The organism is Marivita sp. S2033, assembly GCF_046592965.1.
GTDB lineage: Bacteria > Pseudomonadota > Alphaproteobacteria > Rhodobacterales > Rhodobacteraceae > Marivita.
In genome coordinates this window covers 122,928-140,836 of the sequence record NZ_JBISBV010000003.1, presented here as the reverse complement: position 1 = coordinate 140,836, position 17,909 = coordinate 122,928, and the positions used below count along the sequence as shown (strand labels likewise).

Below are 17,909 nucleotides of genomic sequence, written 5' to 3'. Positions count from 1 at the left end.
GCACAGACGCGTAATCGTTTGGCTTTTTTCAAAAAAACCCTTGAACCTTCGAGCGTTCACGCCAGTGTTGCGATAAGCAAAAAAGGGATGAGGCCATGAAAACGATCTGGACACTTCTTGCGTCCTTGGTGTGGATCACCGCCGCTGCGGCGCATGAGGTCAGACCGGCGATTGGCGATCTGGAGATACTAGACGGGCAGGTGATGCTGACCCTGACGCTCAATGGCGAAGCCCTGGCGGCCGAGGCCGATCTTCACGGGCTGCAAGACACCGATGCCCTGGACGCCTCCGACGAGGTGGACCGCCTCCGCAGCCTGGAGCCTGACGCGCTGCGCCAAGAGCTTGAGCCTCGCATGGGCAGCTTTGCCGACAGTTTGAACGTCATGGCTGGCGACACAGCCATCCCGATGACCGTCAGTTCCATAGAGGTCGGCGCGGTCGACAATACCGATCTGCCGCGCGACTCGGTTGTTCAGTTGCAAGGACCACTGCCGGAGGGCGCAGACACGCTGACGCTGGATTGGCCCGCGCAGTACGGTGCGCTGGTGCTGCGCCAACAGGGGGTTGATGAACCCTATACCGGATATCTCGAAGGCGGGCAGGGAAGCGGTGAGATCGCGCTTGGCGGCGGCGACGAAGCTGGTGGATGGCAGACCCTGGCCACCTATGTGCCCGTCGGGTTCGACCACATTCTGCCCAAGGGTCTTGATCATATCCTGTTCGTGCTTGGTCTGTTTTTCCTGTCCACACGCTTCAAACCGCTGTTCTGGCAAGTGACGGCGTTCACCTTGGCGCATTCGGTGACGCTTGCGATGGCTGTGCTGGGAGTGGTGTCGGTTCCCGCCCATATCGTCGAGCCGTTGATTGCGGCCTCCATCGTTTATGTCGCGGTCGAGAATATCGTCTCCGACAAGCTCACTCCGTGGCGGCCCTTCGTGATCTTCGGCTTTGGCCTGCTGCACGGTTTGGGCTTTGCAAGCGTGCTGGGCGAATTCGGGCTGCCGCAGGGGCAGGTGATCCCGGCATTGATCGGGTTCAACGTCGGGGTCGAATTCGGCCAGCTCTCGGTCATCGCGCTTGCCTTTTTGCTGGTCTGGTACGCGCTCAAGGTCGATCGCGGCGAAGCCGCGGTGGCACCGGCGCAAGGACTCTACGGTGTGCTCGCGGTCATCTTTGCGGCGCTTGGCGTTCTGCTCGACACGCCGGCATTTCAAGATTTCATGGGCGCGTCCGCGATGATCTTCTTCTGGCCGCTGGCGGCATTGTCGGTACTCTGTGCCATCTCGGCGACGCTGGTCGATCACCTCGACGCCTACCGCCGGTATGTCGCGGTTCCCGCCTCCGCCGCCATCGCGCTGGTCGGGGCCTACTGGTTTATCGAGCGCGTGTTTCTCTGACCGGTTCAAAACGCGGCTTGCACCCGCCGGAGTTGGGCGCTATACGCGCGCCACTAACTCCGCAGGCGGGGTCGGGCCATTGGGGGAGACATCCCTGATCGTCCACCGGTTGGGTCGCACGACCTGATACCCCCGCCAGGGTATGAAACCGGAAAGGAAACGACCATGGCTCTTCCAGAGTTCTCCATGCGTCAGCTGCTTGAAGCTGGCGTTCACTTCGGCCACCAGACGCAGCGTTGGAACCCCCGTATGGGCGAGTTCATCTATGGCGCGCGCAATGGCATTCACATCATGGATCTCACGCAGACCGTCCCGATGCTGGACGCGGCGCTGAAACTGATCCGCGACACCGTCGCCAAGAACGGCCGCATCCTGTTCGTCGGCACCAAGCGCCAGGCGCAACAGCCGATTGCCGACGCCGCCGAGAAATGCGCCCAGTACTACATGAACCACCGCTGGCTGGGTGGCACGCTGACCAACTGGCAGACCGTGTCCAAGTCGATCCAGCGTCTCAAGAACATCGACGAGCAGATGGAGCAGGGCGCCGAAGGCCTGACCAAGAAAGAGCGTCTTGGCATGGAGCGCGAGCAGACCAAACTGCAGGCGTCCCTGGGCGGCATCCGCGAAATGGGCGGCGTGCCGGATCTGCTTTTCGTCATCGACGTCAAGAAAGAAGCGCTGGCCGTGGCCGAAGCCAACAAGCTCGGCATTCCCGTCGTCGCGATCGTTGACACCAACTGCTCGCCCGACGGTGTGGATTACATCATTCCGGGCAACGATGACGCCGCACGCGCCATCAGCCTTTACTGCGATCTCGTGGCACGCGCCGCGCTTGACGGCATGACCGCGCAGATGGGTGCCGCTGGCGTCGACCTCGGAGCGCTCGAAGATGCGCCGGTCGAAGAGACCGTGGCCGCAGATGCTCCGACCGAGGCCGCCGCCAAGGCGCCCTCCGAAGAGACGGTCCATGACGATGTCATGGCGAAAGATGCGCCCTACGACTTGGCGAACAAGGGCTAGGCCCGTTTGAATTGCGCTGCGGGGCGGACCTCTCTGCCCTGCACCCCAAGCTTTATTCAAGGAGAGCCGATATGGCGATCACAGCAGCACAGGTTAAAGAACTGCGCGAAATGACCGGCGCGGGCATGATGGATGCCAAGAAAGCGCTGGTGGAAACCGATGGCGACATGGACGGCGCGGTCGATTGGCTGCGCACCAAGGGTCTGGCAAAGGCGGCCAAGAAATCCGACCGCACGGCAGCCGAAGGCCTTGTCGCCGTCAAGGTCGAAGACGGCAAGGGCGTTGCTGTCGAGGTGAACTCGGAAACCGATTTCGTCGGCAAGAACGCTGAATTCCAGAGCATGGTCGATTCCATCGCGACAGCGGCGCTGAACGTGAACGATATCGAGGCGCTCAAATCCGCCGACATCGGCGGCAAGACCGTGGCCGAAACCATCACCGACAAGATCGCCAAGATCGGCGAGAACATGTCGGTGCGTCGCATGGCGACCCTTCAGGGCGCGCAGGTTGTGTCCTATGTGCACAACGCCGCGGCTGACGGCATGGGCAAGATCGGCGTTCTGGTGGCACTGTCGGGCGAAAACGAAACCTTCGGCAAGCAGGTTGCGATGCACATCGCGGCTGTGAACCCGGCGTCGCTGTCCTCGAACGACCTTGACCCGGCAGTGGTCGAAAAAGAGCGCCAGATCCAGATCGACATCGCACGCGAGTCGGGCAAACCCGAGCAGGTCATCGAAAAGATGATCGAAGGCCGGATGAAGAAGTTCCTCAGCGAAGTCACGCTGTTGGGCCAGTCCTTCGTCATCAATCCCGACCTCACCGTCGAGGCCGCGGCCAAGGAAGCGGGCGTCGAGATCACCGGTTTCGTGCGTCTTGAAGTTGGTGAAGGCATCGAGAAGAAAGAGGAAGATTTTGCTGCCGAGGTCGCCAAAGCGGCACGCGGCTGATCTTTCAAATTTTTGCGACAAAGCAAGCGGCGCTGGCACTCCACCAGCGCCGCTTTTTTGCGCGGACAGACATGTCGGGGCAGGGACGATGACCGCAATGAATTGACACGTCCGGCCGGTTTCCTCCACATATGCAAGGCTCTAGCTCCTTGAATGGTTTGGATGACGGAATGCGGAATGCGACCTACGGCACAGCGCTGACCCTGATGCTCGGGTGGCTATTGTGGATCGGAAAACCGGTTCTTCTGCCCGTGCTTGCTGCGGCGATTTCGGTCTATGTTCTGCTGGCCGCCGCTGCGAGCATGCAGAAACTGCCGATCATCGGGCGTCTGCCCGACTGGGCCCGGCGGGCCGTGATCCTGATCGTGTTTACGGTGGTCATGGTCTTGTTGTTTATCCTTGTTATCAACAACCTGGCACAAGTTGCTGCTGTTTTGCCGCGCTATGAAAGCAACCTTCAGATGCTTGTCACACGCTATGCGAGCCTGCTGGGGATCGAGGATGAACCAACTTGGGAAAACCTGCGCGGCGCGACGCTGGATCAGGTTGATTTCCGCTCCTGGATTGCCCCGGCGCTGTTGTCCTTGCGCGGGTTCGGAGCGACGCTGTTCCTCGTCGTCCTTTACGCCAGCTTTTTCATCGCAGAGCGCGGCGTGATGGCGCGCAAGGTGGTGATCGCCATGGGCGGCGAAGAGGCTGGCAGCCGGGCGATTTCGCTTTTGTCGCGGGTGAACGACCGGATTGGGCAATATCTGTTCGTCAAAACCGTGCTCAATGTGATCCTGGGCGCAATCTCCTTTGCCATCATGCTGCTTCTGGGGATCGAATTCGCGCTGTTCTGGGCGGTCCTGATCGCGTTCCTGAACTACATTCCCTATATCGGCTCGCTGATCGGCGTGATTTTCCCGGTTCTGCTCAGCCTCGCGCAATTTGGAACGCTGCCGATGGTGGGTGTGGTTCTGGTATCGCTAACGGGCGCACAGATGTTTGTCGGCGCATATCTGGAGCCACGCATGATGGGCCGAGCGTTCAATCTCAGCCCGTTCGTCGTGCTGTTCGCTCTGGCGTTCTGGAGCGCGCTGTGGGGACTGCCGGGGGCTTTGCTGGCGGTGCCACTGACAGCAAGCCTCATCCTCGTGCTGGCCGAAATCAAGACAACACGCCCGATTGCCGTCTTGCTATCGGCCAGCGGCAATGTGTGACTAGCCCATCAAGACGAGCGCAAGCGCAATATTCGGCAGCACTAGTGTATTTACATAATACTGATTATACGCTTTGCTCATCCGGCCAGGCGCTGAGTGTACAATGTGTGTAATTCCGCAAAAACAAAGCGCTGACGGCTGAAGCTCATTTACTGCCTCAAGCGTTCTCCCCGACCGCAGCAAGCCCGGCGTCAAATACCGAGAACAGTGCGTCCGGATCCTCCAAACCTACGGAAACACGAAAGAAGCCCTCACTCAGACCCATAGCGGCGCGTTGATCGGATGACAAAGCGCGGTGCGACGAGCTGGCGGGATGCGACAGCGTCGTGCCGACGTCGCCCAATGTCGGCGCAAACGCAATCCTGTCGGCGGCCTTGGTAAAGGCGTTGGCCGCCGCGCGTGTGCCGTCGAGTTCAAAACTGACCATGTTGCAGCCGCGTCCCTTCAACAGCCCTTGCGCCCGCGCGCGATCCGGATGGTCCGGTCGCGTCGGATACAGCACACGCTTGACCTTGGGATGCTGCCCCAAATGCTCGGCCAGGCGCGCCGCAGTCGTCTCGGCACGATCAAATCGCAGATCGAACGACATCAGGCCGCGCTCGGCCAGCCAGCAATCGAACGGGCTTGGTGTCAGGCCAGTGGTCACCGCGAAATCATAGATCGCTTTCGCATGCCCGGACGCCCGTGCCGCCACCCATCCCAACGTGACGTCGGAATGGCCCGCCAACAGTTTGGTCACGGAATGCAGCACGACATCTGCACCAAACGCAAACGGCTGCACAGCGCGCGGCGTGGTGAACGTGTTGTCGACCACCAGCAGAACGTCCCGCGCACGGCACAGATCGGCAATACCGGCCAAATCGGCGATGCGCAGCGTCGGGTTCGACACAACCTCGATCAGAACAAGCCGTGTCTCGGGCCGCAACGCCTTTTCGACCGCCTGCACATCGGTCGGATCCGCCAATGTTGTATCGATTTCGAGTCGCGGCAGATCGTCCCGCATCATGCGCAAGGAGCGCCCGTATAGCTGATCGCCGCCGACGACATGATCGCCCGCCTTGCACAAGCCCAACAGAACGGCCGTCACCGCCGCCATTCCGGAGCCGACCATCATTCCGGGCTGTGGCGCGTCTTCCATGGCGTCGATCCGGCGTGCCAGCACATCGGCATTGGGATGGCCTTCACGCGCATAGGTGTAGCCCTGCGCGCGCCCCTCATATTGATCGTCCAACTGATCGGGTGTCTCGCTGGCATAGGCGACCGACGGCATCAATGGCGTGACCAGCGACGTTGACGCGCTTTGCGAAAGTCCGCCCGGACGGATGAGAGTGGGTTTCATCATGGCTCGCTTATCCGTGGCTTGTACAACAATTCTCGTCAACCGCACTGCCATAAAGCGGTGTCCGCAACAATGGTGCGATTGACCGCTTGTGCGACCAGCTTCCTCTTGCACTGCGCGCGCCATCGCGCCATGACAGGCCATGACCCAGCGCCCCGACATACTCTGCATTGGCTCCGTCCTGTGGGACGTGATCGGCCGCTCGGACCGTCACATGAAGCCCGGAAGCGACGTGCCCGGCCACATCACCCGCCTGCCCGGCGGCGTCGCGCTCAACATCGCGATGACACTGGCGCGGTTCGATCTGCGCCCTGCGGTCCTGAGCGTGGTTGGCCGCGATCCCGAAGGCGAGGAACTGGTGCTGGCGTGCAACCGTCTGGGGTTGCAGACCGATCACCTCTATCGCTCGGACGATCTGCCGACAGATCAATACATGGCCATCGAAGGTGCCAACGGCCTGATTGCAGCGATTGCCGATGCCCATTCGCTGGAACAGGCAGGCGACAAGATCCTGCGGCCGCTCATCGATGGGCCGCTCGGCTTTGTCGAAGCCCCCTTCCCCGGAACCGTCGCCCTTGACGGTAATTTGACAGAATCGCTGCTGGACCAAATCGCGCGGCACCCTGCCTTTGCCGCCGCGGACATGCGTATCGCGCCGGCTTCGCCGGGCAAGGCCGAAAGGCTGCTGCCCTTCCTGCGCGCCGCACGTGGCGTGCTATATGTCAATCTCGAAGAGGCCGGGCTGCTGTGCCAGACCAGTTTCACCAATGCCCCCCAGGCCGGAGCCGCTCTGATCGAACGCGGCGCCTCGCGGGCGCTTGTCACCGATGGCGGCAATGTCACCTGTGATGCCACCAAGGACGGTATCCTTGCCGAACGCCCGCCCGAAGTAATGGTCACCCGCGTCACCGGTGCGGGCGACACTTTCATGGCCGCGCATATCGCATCCGAACTGCGCGGTGCCAACCGAGAGGTCGCGCTGCACCGCGCCCTCGCAACAGCCGCGGCCTACGTCGCAGGAGGACCCGGAACATGACGACACTGCCCTTGGATATTTCTGCCCCGGTCAAGGCCGCTCTGGACGAGAACCGCGCCGTTGTGGCGCTTGAATCCACCATCATCACCCACGGCATGCCGTGGCCGCAAAACCTCGAGACCGCCCGCGCCATCGAGGCCGAGGTGCGCGACGCCGGAGCAGAACCCGCCACGATCGCGGTGATCGACGGGCGGCTCTGCGTCGGGCTGAGCGATGAACAACTTGACGCGCTGGCCCAGGCGAAAAACGTCGCCAAGCTCAGCCGCGCCGACATGGCCGTCTGCATCGCGCGCGGTGGAACCGGCGCAACCACGGTCGCCGCCACCATGATCGCGGCCCATTGCGCAGGCATCGCGGTGTTCGCCACCGGCGGCATCGGCGGCGTGCATCGCGGTGCCGATCAGAGCTTTGACATCTCAGCCGATCTGCAGGAACTCTCCGAGACCCCCGTCACCGTGGTCTGCGCCGGGGCCAAGGCCATTCTGGATCTGCCCAAGACGCTTGAGGTACTGGAGACGCTCGGCGTTCCGGTGATGGCCTATGGTCAGGATACCCTGCCCGCCTTCTGGTCGCGCGCCTCGACGCTCAAAGCGCCCCTGCGCGCCGATACCGCTGCCGAGATCGCCAAATGCCACCGCATGCGCGCGGCCCTTGGTGTGCCAGGCGGACAGCTTGTCGCCAACCCGATCCCGCAAGATGCCGAGATCCCGCACTCCGAAATTCATCCGATCATCCTGCGCGCCACCAAAGATGCCGAGACGCATGGCATCGCGGGCAAGGCGCTCACACCCTACCTGCTGCAACGCATTTTCGAGCTGACCGACGGTCGCTCGCTTGACGCGAATATTGCGCTGGTGCTCAACAATGCGCGTCTCGGGGCAGAAATCGCACGGGAATTGGCGTCACTGGATTGAAAATCGGCCCCTCGCGTGGCGCGGCCATTGTAGAGACGGCCCGAAGCTCTTAGGTTTTGCCCGAACCTGCGATGGACCAGACATGAGCACCCCATTCGACAAGAAAGCCCGCCGCGCGGGCCTGTTCGCCCGGCTGCGTGCGAGCTTTCTGACTGGCATCGTCGTGATCGCACCTGTCAGCCTGACGATCTGGCTCATCTGGTCGATCATGGGGTGGGTCGATGGCGTCGTGTTGCCGCTGATTCCCGACCGGTTCAGCCTTGAACATTTTGTCGGCATCAATCCGCGCGGCCTTGGCGTCATCATCTTCCTGCTGTTCACAACCTTTGTCGGATGGGTCGCCAAGGGTCTGATCGGACGTTCGCTGATCCGCTTTGCCGAAAGCCTGGTGGAGCGGATGCCGATCGTGCGCACCATCTACAGCGGCGTGAAGCAGATCGCCGAGACGATCTTTGCTCAATCGGAACGCAATTTCGAAAAAGCCTGCCTGATCCAGTATCCGCGCAAGGGCATCTGGGCCATCGGCTTCATCTCGACCCACGCGCGCGGAGAAGTGGCGCACAAGGCCGAGACGATGGGACAGCTCATGTCGATCTTCGTGCCGACGACGCCGAACCCGACCTCTGGGTTTTTGCTGTTCTTCCCGCGCGAAGACGTCATTGAACTCGACATGACAATCGAGGACGCCGCGAAGCTGGTGATCTCGGCGGGGCTTGTCTATCCCAACCCCAAGGACCCGTCGCAACCGCTCAAGGTCGCTTAACCGAACATCTCGACCAGATCGGCGGTCTGGCGCTTGCCAAGATCATCGCCGTGACGCGACAGGAAGTCCCCCGCCGCACGGCGGCCCGCCTCTCGCAACCGGTTGATGATCGACGGCACCGCGACGGTCTTGGTGGCGACCGACAGGTCGTTCATCAGATCATCGTCTGCAATCATGTGGACCCGCAGCTTTTTCATCGCCCCTTCGGGAACCGCTTCGCTCGCCACCAGTCGCTGCACAAACTCGATCGCCCGCAATTCCCGCAAAAGCGACGAGTTGAAACTGATCTCGTTGATCCGGTTCTGGATTTCACTCGGCAACACCGGCACCAGGTCACGCTCCAGCGGATTGATGTTCACGATGATCAGATCATTCGGAAGATGGCGCGCATACAGCGGGAACAGCGCCGGATTTCCGGTGTACCCGCCATCCCAGAACGCTTCCATCGCCCCGGTTTCCGGATCCTCGACCTCGACCGCCTGAAACAAGGTCGGCAGACAGGCGGACGCAAGAATGGCTTGGGTCGTGATCGCGTCGCCCTGGAATATCCGCACTTTCCCATTGCGCACCTGCGTTGCGCAGATGAACAACTCCGGCCCCGTATCCGCGCAGACACGGCCAAAATCGAACTGATCGACAATCTTCTCCAGCGGGTTCCGGTAAAACGGCCCCCACGCATAGGGCGACATCATCCTGTTGAAGGCATCGCCCCAGATATAGGCGGGTGACAATTCGATCGCCTGGCTCAAAAAACCGGGGTCGGGCATCCAGGCCTGCATCCAGCGCGGCACCGACAAATCGTCCAGACGCGCCACCTCCCCCCAAAGCCAGTCGAGGTTGTGTCGGGCGCCGTCGCGACCGTCCTGCAACCACCCTGCCTTGAGTGCCGCACCATTCAGCGCCCCGGCAGAGGTTCCGCTGATGGCTGCAATCTCGATCTCGTCTTCCTCGAGAAGCCTGTCCAGCACGCCCCAGGTAAAGGCACCATGCGCGCCGCCGCCCTGTAGCGCCAGATTGATCTCTACCATGTCGGTCCTGCTTCTCTGGTTCAAAAATATCTCGGGGAGCGCGAGGGGCTGGCCCCTCGCTTCGACGGTGTCATCTGGCGCGAGGCTCAGGCAGAGGTCCAGCCGCCATCCACAGCCAGCGAGGTGCCGGTGATCTGATCCGCTGCATCAGAACACAGGAACAGCACCGTTCCGGCAAGCTGCTCCACAGTCACGAACTCTTTCGACGGCTGCTTGGCGAGGATCACCTTTTCGACCGCTTCGTCTTCGGAAATGTCGTATTGCTTTGCGGTATCGGGGATCTGTGACTCCACCAAGGGCGTCAACACGTATCCGGGGCAGACCGCATTGCAGGTGATCGGTTCCTTCGCGGTCTCCAGACCGACCGTCTTGGTCAGGCCAAGCACCCCGTGTTTGGCCGTGACATAGGCGGATTTAAAGGGCGAGGCGCGCAGCCCGTGCGCGCTGGCGATGTTGACGATCCGGCCCCAGCCCGCCTTGCGCATGATCGGCAGCGCGGCGGCGGTGGTGTGAAAGGCGGAACTCATGTTGATCGCGATGATCGCATCCCATTTCTCGGTGGGAAATTCCTCAACCGGCGCAACGTGCTGGATGCCTGCGTTGTTGACCAGGATATCGCAAGTGCCCGCCTTTTCGATCAAGGCGCGGCATTGATCGGGCTTGGACATGTCGGCCTGAATGTAGCGTGCCGTGACACCGTGATCGTTGGCGATCTCGCGCGCCAGATCGTGATCGGCCTGCTCGTCGCTGAAGGAGTTGATCACGACATCCGCCCCCGCGCGCGCCAGTTCGCGTGCGATACCCAGACCGATTCCGGAATTCGATCCGGTGATGACAGCGGTTTTTCCCTTAAGCGACATGAACGGTTCCTTTTCAACTTCGACGATGTTTGCTCTTGCAGCACGCTACATGCTGCAACTGCATAACACAAAGCCGAGTTGATCCGTTCCCGCAAGAGAATCGCCTGTTTTCAGCGAATCGAAACCGAGGCATTGCACGCCTCAAGGTGATGCCCGCATTTCGCGAAAATGTGACCTCAGCCGTGCAGGACCGTCGACACCGCGTATCGCGCAAAACGGCATGTATGGTTGTCTATAACTTCGCCAAAGCGCCGGAAAAGCCGGTTATAGCCGTCAGATGGCGGGCCAAAAAAAACCCCGGCGCGAAGCCGGGGTTAAGTTATTGAGGCAGGTTTCATACAGGCAAGAAACCTATCGAGCAGTGACTTCAATATAGGCAATGTTTCGCAGCGTTCCAAGCTAAAAGTTTGAAATGTCACAAAAGCCTCGTTACCGTCCCGATCAATAAAAGAAGAGCAGACAGGGATTGTTGCGAAAATGAGATCGGTTTATTTCCTGAATCACAGGGTCCGTGCGGCATCGCTGGCACTTGCGCTTGGCGCGCAAGCCGTTTTCGCAGAGCCGCAGCATGGCATAGCTATGTATGGTGAGCCTGAGTTGCCACCGGATTTTGTGTCCCTGCCCTACGCCAACCCCGATGCACCCAAGGGCGGCACGACTGTCAGCGGCGAGGTTGGCAGCTTTGACAGTCTCAACCCGCACATCCCGAAGGGAACAGTCCCCTGGCAACTCGGCTTCCTGGCGTATGAAAGCCTGATGGGGCGAAACTGGGATGAGCCCTTCACGCTTTACGGCCTGCTGGCCGAATCAATCGAGGTCGGTCCAGATCGCGAATGGGCCGAATTCACCCTGCGCCCCGAAGCGGAGTTCTCAGATGGCACCCCCGTCACCGTCGAAGATGTGATGTGGTCCTACGAAACCCTCGGCACCATCGGCCACCCGCGCTATCACGGCGCTTGGGCCAAGGTTGCATCGATGGAAAAAACCGGCCCGCGCTCCATCCGCTTTACCTTTGACGAAAAAGACCGCGAACTTGCGCTGCTGATCGGAATGCGACCGATCCTGAAAAAAGCGCAATGGGAGGGCAAGGATTTCGCCGCCTCCGGCATTGACGAAGTGCCGATCTCGACCGCGCCTTATGTGATCGACAGCTACGAGGCAGGACGGTTTGTCAGTCTGAAACGCAATCCTGACTACTGGGGCAAAGACGTGCCCTACATGCGCGGACAGGCCAATATGGACGAGATCCGCATGGAGTTTTACGGCGACGGCACCGCGATGTTCGAGGCGTTCAAAGCCGGATCGCTGAATATCAGCAGAGAGACCAACGCCGAAAAGTGGGAGACGCAATACGACTTTCCCGCCATCACCAGCGGTGCTGTCGTCAAATCGGTCATCCCGCATGAACGCCCGTCGGGAATCACCGGCTTTGTGATGAACACCCGCAAAGAGGCGTTCAAAGATTGGCGCGTGCGCGACGCCATGCTGCATGCGTTCAACTTCGAATACATCAACGAGACCATGACCGGCTCCAAGCAGCCGCGCATCACGTCGTATTTTTCGAACTCCGTGCTGGGCATGCAGGATGGCGCAGCAGAAGGACAGGTGCGTGACATGCTTGCGCCCTTCGCGGACGATCTGCTGCCCGGCGCGCTTGACGGATACGCCCTGCCCGTCAGCGACGGCACCGAGCGCAACCGCGGCAACATCCGCAAGGCCATCGCGCTGATGGAGGACGCCGGTTACACCATCGAGAACGGGATGATGACCCGCCCGAATGGCACGCCGTTCAGCTTTGAGATTGTGCTGAAACAGGGCAGCGCCGAGAACGAGGCGATCATCGACCTGTTCACCCAGTCGCTCGAACGCATGGGGATTGCGCCGAAAATCACCACTATCGACAGCGCGCAATACACCGAGCGCACCAATTCCTACGATTTCGACATGACCTATTACCGGCGCGGTCTGTCGCTCAGTCCGGGCAATGAGCAGATGTTGTATTGGGGCTGTGACGGAGTCGAGAACCCAGGCTCGCGCAACTTGATGGGCATGTGTTCGCCAGCGGCTGAAGCGATGATCGACACCCTGCTCAACGCCACCAGCCGCGACGATTTCGTGGCAGCGGCCCGCGCGCTTGACCGGGTGTTGACGACCGGCCGTTATGTGATCCCGATCTACCAATGGAACATCAGCCGGATTGCGCACGCCAAAGAGCTGAAATTTCCCGAAACCCTGCCGATTTACGGCGACTGGATCGGTTGGCAGCCGGATGTCTGGTGGTGGGAAGAGGAGTGATGTGTGGCACGCTGGTTGCTTGTGATTTTCCTCGCAGTCACCCTGACCGCTTGCGCCACCGTTGACGGCGTTGGTCAGGATATCTCCACCGGATCGAGAACGGTTCAGTCATGGTTTTGAGTGAGTTGCGTCCTGTTTTTTAGGTATCGCACTAATTACGTATTATAATTCTCTGATATAGAAAGAAATAACGCTGCTTTGCATACTTTCGCGGCGCAGATCGCATGGAACCGCCCGCGGTTTCTTTCACACAGGTGCCCAGCAATCGCGTCGGAATACAAGCGCGCCACAAGCCACGCTTGCTTCGCCCAAACTTGCGCCATAGATCAGGGGCATGACGCATGATCCAACGCCCTTTCCGCCCTGCCCGACCCCCTTTAATCTCGCCGCCCATGTGCTTGGCGCGGCGGAGCGTTTGCCCGACAAGATCGCGCTTGCCGTCGTCGATGTGACGGGCGCGCAGCGCTGGAGCTATCAACGGATGTTGCAATCGGTTCTGGGCTGCGCCAGCGGATTGCTGGATGCCGGTCTGAAACCCGGTGATCGCCTCTTGATGCGGGTCGGCAATACGGTTGAGTTTCCCATCGCCTACCTTGCCGCGATCGCCGTCGGGATCGTTCCGGTTCCGACATCGTCGCAACTGACAGAGCGCGAGGTGCAGGTGTTGATCGACGTCACACACCCGCGCGCAATCCTGCATGACGGCGCGACAGCGTGTCCGAATTTTCCGACGGTTCTGCACACAGATCAGATGGCGGACTGGTACGAACTCCCGCCCGCCGCGTTCGACTACGGCGATCCGAACCGATTGGCCTATATCATTTTCACCTCCGGGACGTCCGGCACACCGCGTGCGGTCTGCCATGCGCACCGCGCCATCTGGGCGCGCGGGATGATGATGGACGGGTGGTACGGCCTGTCCGAAACCGACCGTTTGATGCATGCCGGTGCATTCAACTGGACCTATACGCTGGGCACCGGTTTGCTTGATCCGTGGACCGCAGGGGCGACCGCGCTGATCCCGGCTCAAGGCGTCGATCACGCGCAAATCTCGCTGCTGCTGAAACGAAATGATGTCACTATTTTTGCAGCGGCACCGGGTGTTTACAGAAACATCTTGAAGTCCGGCAGCTTTCGGGCGCCCAAGCTGCGGCACGGCCTGTCCGCGGGCGAAAAGCTGCCCGCGAGCGTTCGTGACGCCTGGTTCGATGCGACCGGCACCAGGATTTACGAAGCCTTCGGCATGTCGGAATGTTCGACCTTCATTTCGACCGCGCCGGGAACGCCTGACCTCCCCGCGTCCAGCCTTGGTTGGCCGCAAGCTGGGCGGCGCGTCAGCATTCTTGCCGACGGCGCGCCCGTTCCTGTCGGGGACACCGGGATTATCGCCATTCACAAGGACGACCCCGGCCTCATGCTGGGTTATCTCGACGACCCCGATGCCACCCAAGCGCGGTTTGACGGCGACTGGTTCCTGACCGGCGACACCGGAGAAGTGAGCGAGCACGGCGATATTCGCTATCACGGTCGGGCGGACGACATGATGAACGCAGGCGGCTATCGCGTCAGTCCGCTTGAGGTCGAGGCTGCGCTGCTGGCGCATCCCGACATCCACGAAGTCGGCGTCACCGATATCGAGATCAAGGCCGACACACGGATCATTTCCGCCTTCTATACGTCCGACAAACCCCTGAAAGAAGAGGATTTAAAGGCGTTTGCCGAGACCACGCTGGCGCGTTACAAACAGCCGCGTATGTACCGGCGGGTCGAAACGATGCCGCGCAATCCCAACGGCAAGCTGGTCAGGCGTGCCTTGCCCGATCTGGTACCGTTCTAGCTGTGGCTTACCATTCGCCGTTCACTCTGCTAGACGAAGCAAAACGCTGACTTGAAAGGGCCTGGAATGGTTAAACTCGACATCATGTCCGATCCGATCTGCCCGTGGTGCTATATCGGCAAGGCCAATCTGGATCGCGCGCTGGAGCAGCGTCCCGATCATCCGTTCACGATCACATGGCACCCATTCCAGCTGAATCCCGATATGCCAGTTGGTGGCATGAACCGGCGCGATTATCTGGAAAGCAAGTTCGGTGGCAAGGACAAGGCGGTCAAAGCCTATGCTCCGGTGCTGGAACATGCCGAAAAGGCAGGCATTAAGATCAATCTGGAAGGCATTGAAACCACGCCAAATACCTTGGACGCGCATCGCCTGATCCACTGGGCGGGCATTGAGCAACGCCAGACCGAAGTGGTGGATGCGCTGTTTCAGGCCTATTTCGTGGACGGGCGCGACATCGGCGATCATGACGTGTTGGCCGATATAGCCGACATCTCCGGTCTCGATGCCAGCGTCATCCTGCGCTTGCTGGCCACCGACGAAGACAAGAAAGAGATCGTGGAACGCGACGCTGCCGCACGCGGCATGGGCGTGACCTCGGTGCCCACCTTCATCGTGGCAAGCCAACACGCCGTTCCGGGCGCGCAACCCACCGAGCTGTGGCTCAAGGTGCTTGACGATCTGGGCAACGGTGCCGCGCAAGAGGCCTGACGCCGCCCAGTTTTCACAGAACCGTTGACCCCCTGTTGCCCCTCTGGGCCTGGTGCTACGGCTCGCCCAAGCCGCCACAGGAGAGTCCATGTCCACCACGATGTCGCGCACCGAATTTATCGCGCTGATGGCGATGCTCGCGGCGACCGTAGCGTTGTCGATCGACGCAATGCTGCCCGCGCTGCCCGCGATCGGGTCCGAACTGAGCCCGGACGATCTGAACAAGGCGCAGCTGATCCTCACCAGCTTTGTGCTCGGCATGGGGCTGGGCACCTTCGTCACCGGCCCGCTGTCGGATACGTTCGGACGCAAGACAGTCATGTTGGGCGGCACCTTTGTCTATATCGTCGCGGCGCTCGTGGCATCGCGGGCGCAATCGCTGGAAGTTTTGCTGATCGCGCGGGTGGTTCAGGGTGCGGGCGCGTCCGGTCCGCGCGTGGTGTCCATGGCTGTGGTGCGCGATCTCTATGCCGGGCGGGGAATGGCGCAGATCCTGTCTTTCATCATGATCGTTTTCACCATCGTCCCTGCGGTTGCCCCGCTCCTGGGCTCCATCGTGATCGACCTGGCGGGGTGGCGCGAAGTGTTCTACGGCTTCGTCGTCTTTTCGGCCATTTCCGCGCTCTGGCTGGCGCTGCGTCTGCCCGAAACGCTGCCGCCCGAGCGGCGTCGGTCGTTTCGCTTTGCCGCGTTGCGGGGTGCCGTCGCCGAGATGTTCGCGCATCCGGTGGTCCGGCTGTCGATGGCGGTGCAGGCCCTGTGTTTCGGGATGCTGTTCGGCATGTTGTCGAGCGTGCAGCAGATCTATGATATCACCTTCGGGCGCGGTGACAGCTTTCCATTGTGGTTCGGCGGCATCGCCCTCGTCGCCGCGACCTCGGGGGTGGTCAATGCGACGCTTGTGGTGCGGCTCGGCATGATGTTCATGGTGCGCTCCATGTTGATCGCCCAGGTGGTGTTTTCCGCACTGATGGTCGCCATCGGCGTGGCCGCCTCTGCCGGTCACATTTCAAACGATTTGTTCTTCGGCGCCTTCATCCTCTGGCAGATCTCGATCTTCTTTCAGGCAGGCATGACCTTGGGCAACCTCAACGCGATCTCGCAAGAACCGATGGGCCATATCGCGGGCATGGCGGCAAGCGTCGTCGGATCGGTGGCAACCGTTGTCGGCGTCGCATTTGCCGCACCTGCGGGCTTGATGTTTGACGGCACGCCGGTGCCATTGGCGATTGCCATTTTCTTGCAAGCTGCGGCAGGATTGGTGTTGATGCGCTTCATGGTGCGGGCCGACTCCAGACTGGCCACCTGACTGCACCGCACGTTCAAGACAAGGATGGATCATGACGAAAATCAAAGTCGATAACCCGATCGTCGAAATGGACGGCGATGAAATGACCCGGATCATCTGGGACTTCATCAAGACAAAGCTGATCCTGCCCTATCTCGACATTGATCTTCTGTACTATGATCTGGGCATTGAGGAACGCGACCGCACCAACGATCAGGTCACGGTCGAAGCGGCCGAGAAAACCAAAGAGGTCGGCGTTGCGGTCAAGTGCGCGACGATCACGCCCGATGAAGCGCGGGTCGAAGAGTTCGGCCTGAAGGAGATGTGGCGCAGCCCGAACGGAACGATCCGCAATATTTTAGGCGGCGTGATCTTCCGCCAGCCGATCATCTGTCGCAACGTGCCGCGCCTCGTGCCGGGTTGGACCAAGCCCATTGTCGTCGGACGGCATGCTTTTGGCGATCAGTACAAGGCCACCGATTTCAAATTCCCGCGCGCCGGCAAGCTGACGATGAAGTTCGAGGGCGAAGATGGCACGGTGATCGAGCGTGACGTGTTCGATGCCCCCTCGGCGGGCGTGTTCATGTCGATGTACAATCTTGACGCCTCCATCACCGACTTCGCGCGGGCGTCGTTCAACTATGGCCTGAACCTCGGCTGGCCGGTGTACCTGTCAACAAAAAACACGATCCTCAAACAGTATGACGGCCGCTTTCTGGAGATTTTCAACGACATCTACGAAGCCGAGTTCCGGGAGAAATTCGAGGCCAAGGGCATCGAATATCAGCATCGCCTGATCGACGACATGGTCGCCTCGGCGCTCAAATGGTCGGGCGGATTTGTCTGGGCGCTCAAGAATTACGACGGCGACGTGCAATCGGACACCGTGGCGCAGGGCTTTGGCTCATTGGGGATGATGTCGTCGCAACTGATGACGCCCGACGGCAAGATCGTCGAATCCGAAGCGGCTCACGGGACCGTCACGCGCCACTACCGCCAGCATCAGGCCGGTGAGCAGACTTCGACCAACTCGATCGCGTCGATCTACGCCTGGACCGGCGCGCTCAAGCACCGCGCGAAGCTCGACGAGAACATCAGCCTGCGCGCCTTTGCCGAAACACTCGAACGGGTGGTCGTGGAAACGGTAGAAGCCGGCTACATGACCAAGGATCTGGCGCTACTGGTCGGGCCGGAGCAAAGCTGGCTCACCACGATGGGATTCCTCGAAAAACTCGACCAGCGCCTCAACGCGGCCCTGACCGGCTGACGTCG

The 17,909-nt window shown here is 60.7% G+C and carries 16 protein-coding genes; 13 read left to right on the top strand and 3 right to left on the bottom strand.

Annotated features, from left to right (window positions below):
* Positions 1-95 precede the first annotated feature (95 nt).
* The 4 genes from ACGKZZ_RS07415 to ACGKZZ_RS07400 all read left to right on the top strand — a co-directional run bounded on the left by ACGKZZ_RS07415 (position 96) and on the right by ACGKZZ_RS07400 (position 4,566).
* Complete coding sequence (locus tag ACGKZZ_RS07415) at positions 96-1,397, top strand: HupE/UreJ family protein (protein ID WP_411222876.1); 1,302 nt, start codon at positions 96-98, stop codon at positions 1,395-1,397.
* Positions 1,398-1,562: 165 nt separating this feature from the next.
* Positions 1,563-2,417 (top strand): 30S ribosomal protein S2, encoded by an 855-nt coding sequence (gene rpsB, locus ACGKZZ_RS07410; RefSeq protein ID WP_411222875.1) that lies wholly within the window; start codon positions 1,563-1,565, stop codon positions 2,415-2,417.
* Between the two features lie 71 nt (positions 2,418-2,488).
* Positions 2,489-3,364: a translation elongation factor Ts gene (gene tsf, locus ACGKZZ_RS07405; RefSeq protein WP_411222874.1), complete on the top strand. Its 876-nt coding sequence runs from the start codon at positions 2,489-2,491 to the stop codon at positions 3,362-3,364.
* 170 nt (positions 3,365-3,534) lie between these two features.
* Positions 3,535-4,566 carry an AI-2E family transporter gene (locus ACGKZZ_RS07400; RefSeq protein ID WP_411222872.1) on the top strand — a complete coding sequence of 344 codons (1,032 nt, stop codon included), beginning with the start codon at positions 3,535-3,537 and terminating at the stop codon, positions 4,564-4,566.
* 157 nt (positions 4,567-4,723) lie between these two features.
* Here the strand turns inward: ACGKZZ_RS07400 and ACGKZZ_RS07395 are convergent, their stop codons facing one another.
* On the bottom strand, positions 4,724-5,905 hold the full coding sequence (locus ACGKZZ_RS07395; protein WP_411223151.1) for a trans-sulfuration enzyme family protein: 1,182 nt from the start codon (positions 5,903-5,905) through the stop codon (positions 4,724-4,726).
* A gap of 142 nt (positions 5,906-6,047) precedes the next feature.
* On the opposite strand from ACGKZZ_RS07395, the gene ACGKZZ_RS07390 reads away from it, so the two are divergent.
* The 3 genes from ACGKZZ_RS07390 to ACGKZZ_RS07380 all read left to right on the top strand — a co-directional run bounded on the left by ACGKZZ_RS07390 (position 6,048) and on the right by ACGKZZ_RS07380 (position 8,618).
* Positions 6,048-6,941 (top strand): PfkB family carbohydrate kinase, encoded by an 894-nt coding sequence (locus ACGKZZ_RS07390; RefSeq protein WP_411222871.1) that lies wholly within the window; start codon positions 6,048-6,050, stop codon positions 6,939-6,941.
* Complete coding sequence (locus ACGKZZ_RS07385) at positions 6,938-7,855, top strand: pseudouridine-5'-phosphate glycosidase (RefSeq protein WP_411222870.1); 918 nt, start codon at positions 6,938-6,940, stop codon at positions 7,853-7,855. The genes ACGKZZ_RS07390 and ACGKZZ_RS07385 overlap by 4 nt, the downstream gene beginning before the upstream one ends.
* An 82-nt stretch (positions 7,856-7,937) precedes the next feature.
* Positions 7,938-8,618, top strand: a complete 681-nt coding sequence (locus ACGKZZ_RS07380; RefSeq protein ID WP_411222869.1) for a DUF502 domain-containing protein — start codon at positions 7,938-7,940, stop codon at positions 8,616-8,618.
* On the opposite strand, the gene ACGKZZ_RS07375 is transcribed toward ACGKZZ_RS07380, so the two are convergent.
* Positions 8,615-9,646, bottom strand: a complete 1,032-nt coding sequence (locus ACGKZZ_RS07375) for a patatin-like phospholipase family protein (RefSeq protein ID WP_411222868.1) — start codon at positions 9,644-9,646, stop codon at positions 8,615-8,617. The genes ACGKZZ_RS07380 and ACGKZZ_RS07375 overlap by 4 nt on opposite strands.
* A gap of 86 nt (positions 9,647-9,732) precedes the next feature.
* Positions 9,733-10,506 carry a 3-hydroxybutyrate dehydrogenase gene (locus ACGKZZ_RS07370; protein WP_411222867.1) on the bottom strand — a complete coding sequence of 258 codons (774 nt, stop codon included), beginning with the start codon at positions 10,504-10,506 and terminating at the stop codon, positions 9,733-9,735.
* Positions 10,507-10,983: 477 nt separating this feature from the next.
* On the opposite strand from ACGKZZ_RS07370, the gene ACGKZZ_RS07365 reads away from it, so the two are divergent.
* From ACGKZZ_RS07365 to ACGKZZ_RS07340, 6 genes are all read left to right on the top strand, one after another.
* Positions 10,984-12,801: an extracellular solute-binding protein gene (locus ACGKZZ_RS07365; protein ID WP_411222866.1), complete on the top strand. Its 1,818-nt coding sequence runs from the start codon at positions 10,984-10,986 to the stop codon at positions 12,799-12,801.
* A 3-nt stretch (positions 12,802-12,804) separates the two neighbouring features.
* Complete coding sequence (locus ACGKZZ_RS07360; protein ID WP_411222865.1) at positions 12,805-12,921, top strand: entericidin EcnA/B family protein; 117 nt, start codon at positions 12,805-12,807, stop codon at positions 12,919-12,921.
* Positions 12,922-13,135: 214 nt separating this feature from the next.
* Positions 13,136-14,638: a class I adenylate-forming enzyme family protein gene (locus tag ACGKZZ_RS07355; RefSeq protein ID WP_411222864.1), complete on the top strand. Its 1,503-nt coding sequence runs from the start codon at positions 13,136-13,138 to the stop codon at positions 14,636-14,638.
* A 66-nt stretch (positions 14,639-14,704) separates the two neighbouring features.
* On the top strand, positions 14,705-15,349 hold the full coding sequence (locus ACGKZZ_RS07350) for a DsbA family oxidoreductase (protein ID WP_411222863.1): 645 nt from the start codon (positions 14,705-14,707) through the stop codon (positions 15,347-15,349).
* Positions 15,350-15,437: 88 nt separating this feature from the next.
* Positions 15,438-16,658 carry an MFS transporter gene (locus ACGKZZ_RS07345; RefSeq protein ID WP_411222862.1) on the top strand — a complete coding sequence of 407 codons (1,221 nt, stop codon included), beginning with the start codon at positions 15,438-15,440 and terminating at the stop codon, positions 16,656-16,658.
* 31 nt (positions 16,659-16,689) lie between these two features.
* Positions 16,690-17,904 carry an NADP-dependent isocitrate dehydrogenase gene (locus ACGKZZ_RS07340; protein WP_411222861.1) on the top strand — a complete coding sequence of 405 codons (1,215 nt, stop codon included), beginning with the start codon at positions 16,690-16,692 and terminating at the stop codon, positions 17,902-17,904.
* The last annotated feature ends 5 nt before the right edge of the window (positions 17,905-17,909 follow it).

Bases quoted from the DNA above. Each gene is read 5' to 3' on its own strand.
- ACGKZZ_RS07415 (WP_411222876.1), top strand. From the start codon at position 96: ATGAAAACGATCTGGACACTTCTTGCGTCCTTGGTGTGGATCACCGCC.
- rpsB (WP_411222875.1), top strand. From the start codon at position 1,563: ATGGCTCTTCCAGAGTTCTCCATGCGTCAGCTGCTTGAAGCTGGCGTT.
- tsf (WP_411222874.1), top strand. From the start codon at position 2,489: ATGGCGATCACAGCAGCACAGGTTAAAGAACTGCGCGAAATGACCGGC.
- ACGKZZ_RS07400 (WP_411222872.1), top strand. From the start codon at position 3,535: ATGCGGAATGCGACCTACGGCACAGCGCTGACCCTGATGCTCGGGTGG.
- ACGKZZ_RS07395 (WP_411223151.1), bottom strand. From the start codon at position 5,905: ATGAAACCCACTCTCATCCGTCCGGGCGGACTTTCGCAAAGCGCGTCA.
- ACGKZZ_RS07390 (WP_411222871.1), top strand. From the start codon at position 6,048: ATGACCCAGCGCCCCGACATACTCTGCATTGGCTCCGTCCTGTGGGAC.
- ACGKZZ_RS07385 (WP_411222870.1), top strand. From the start codon at position 6,938: ATGACGACACTGCCCTTGGATATTTCTGCCCCGGTCAAGGCCGCTCTG.
- ACGKZZ_RS07380 (WP_411222869.1), top strand. From the start codon at position 7,938: ATGAGCACCCCATTCGACAAGAAAGCCCGCCGCGCGGGCCTGTTCGCC.
- ACGKZZ_RS07375 (WP_411222868.1), bottom strand. From the start codon at position 9,646: ATGGTAGAGATCAATCTGGCGCTACAGGGCGGCGGCGCGCATGGTGCC.
- ACGKZZ_RS07370 (WP_411222867.1), bottom strand. From the start codon at position 10,506: ATGTCGCTTAAGGGAAAAACCGCTGTCATCACCGGATCGAATTCCGGA.
- ACGKZZ_RS07365 (WP_411222866.1), top strand. From the start codon at position 10,984: ATGAGATCGGTTTATTTCCTGAATCACAGGGTCCGTGCGGCATCGCTG.
- ACGKZZ_RS07355 (WP_411222864.1), top strand. From the start codon at position 13,136: ATGACGCATGATCCAACGCCCTTTCCGCCCTGCCCGACCCCCTTTAAT.
- ACGKZZ_RS07350 (WP_411222863.1), top strand. From the start codon at position 14,705: ATGGTTAAACTCGACATCATGTCCGATCCGATCTGCCCGTGGTGCTAT.
- ACGKZZ_RS07345 (WP_411222862.1), top strand. From the start codon at position 15,438: ATGTCCACCACGATGTCGCGCACCGAATTTATCGCGCTGATGGCGATG.
- ACGKZZ_RS07340 (WP_411222861.1), top strand. From the start codon at position 16,690: ATGACGAAAATCAAAGTCGATAACCCGATCGTCGAAATGGACGGCGAT.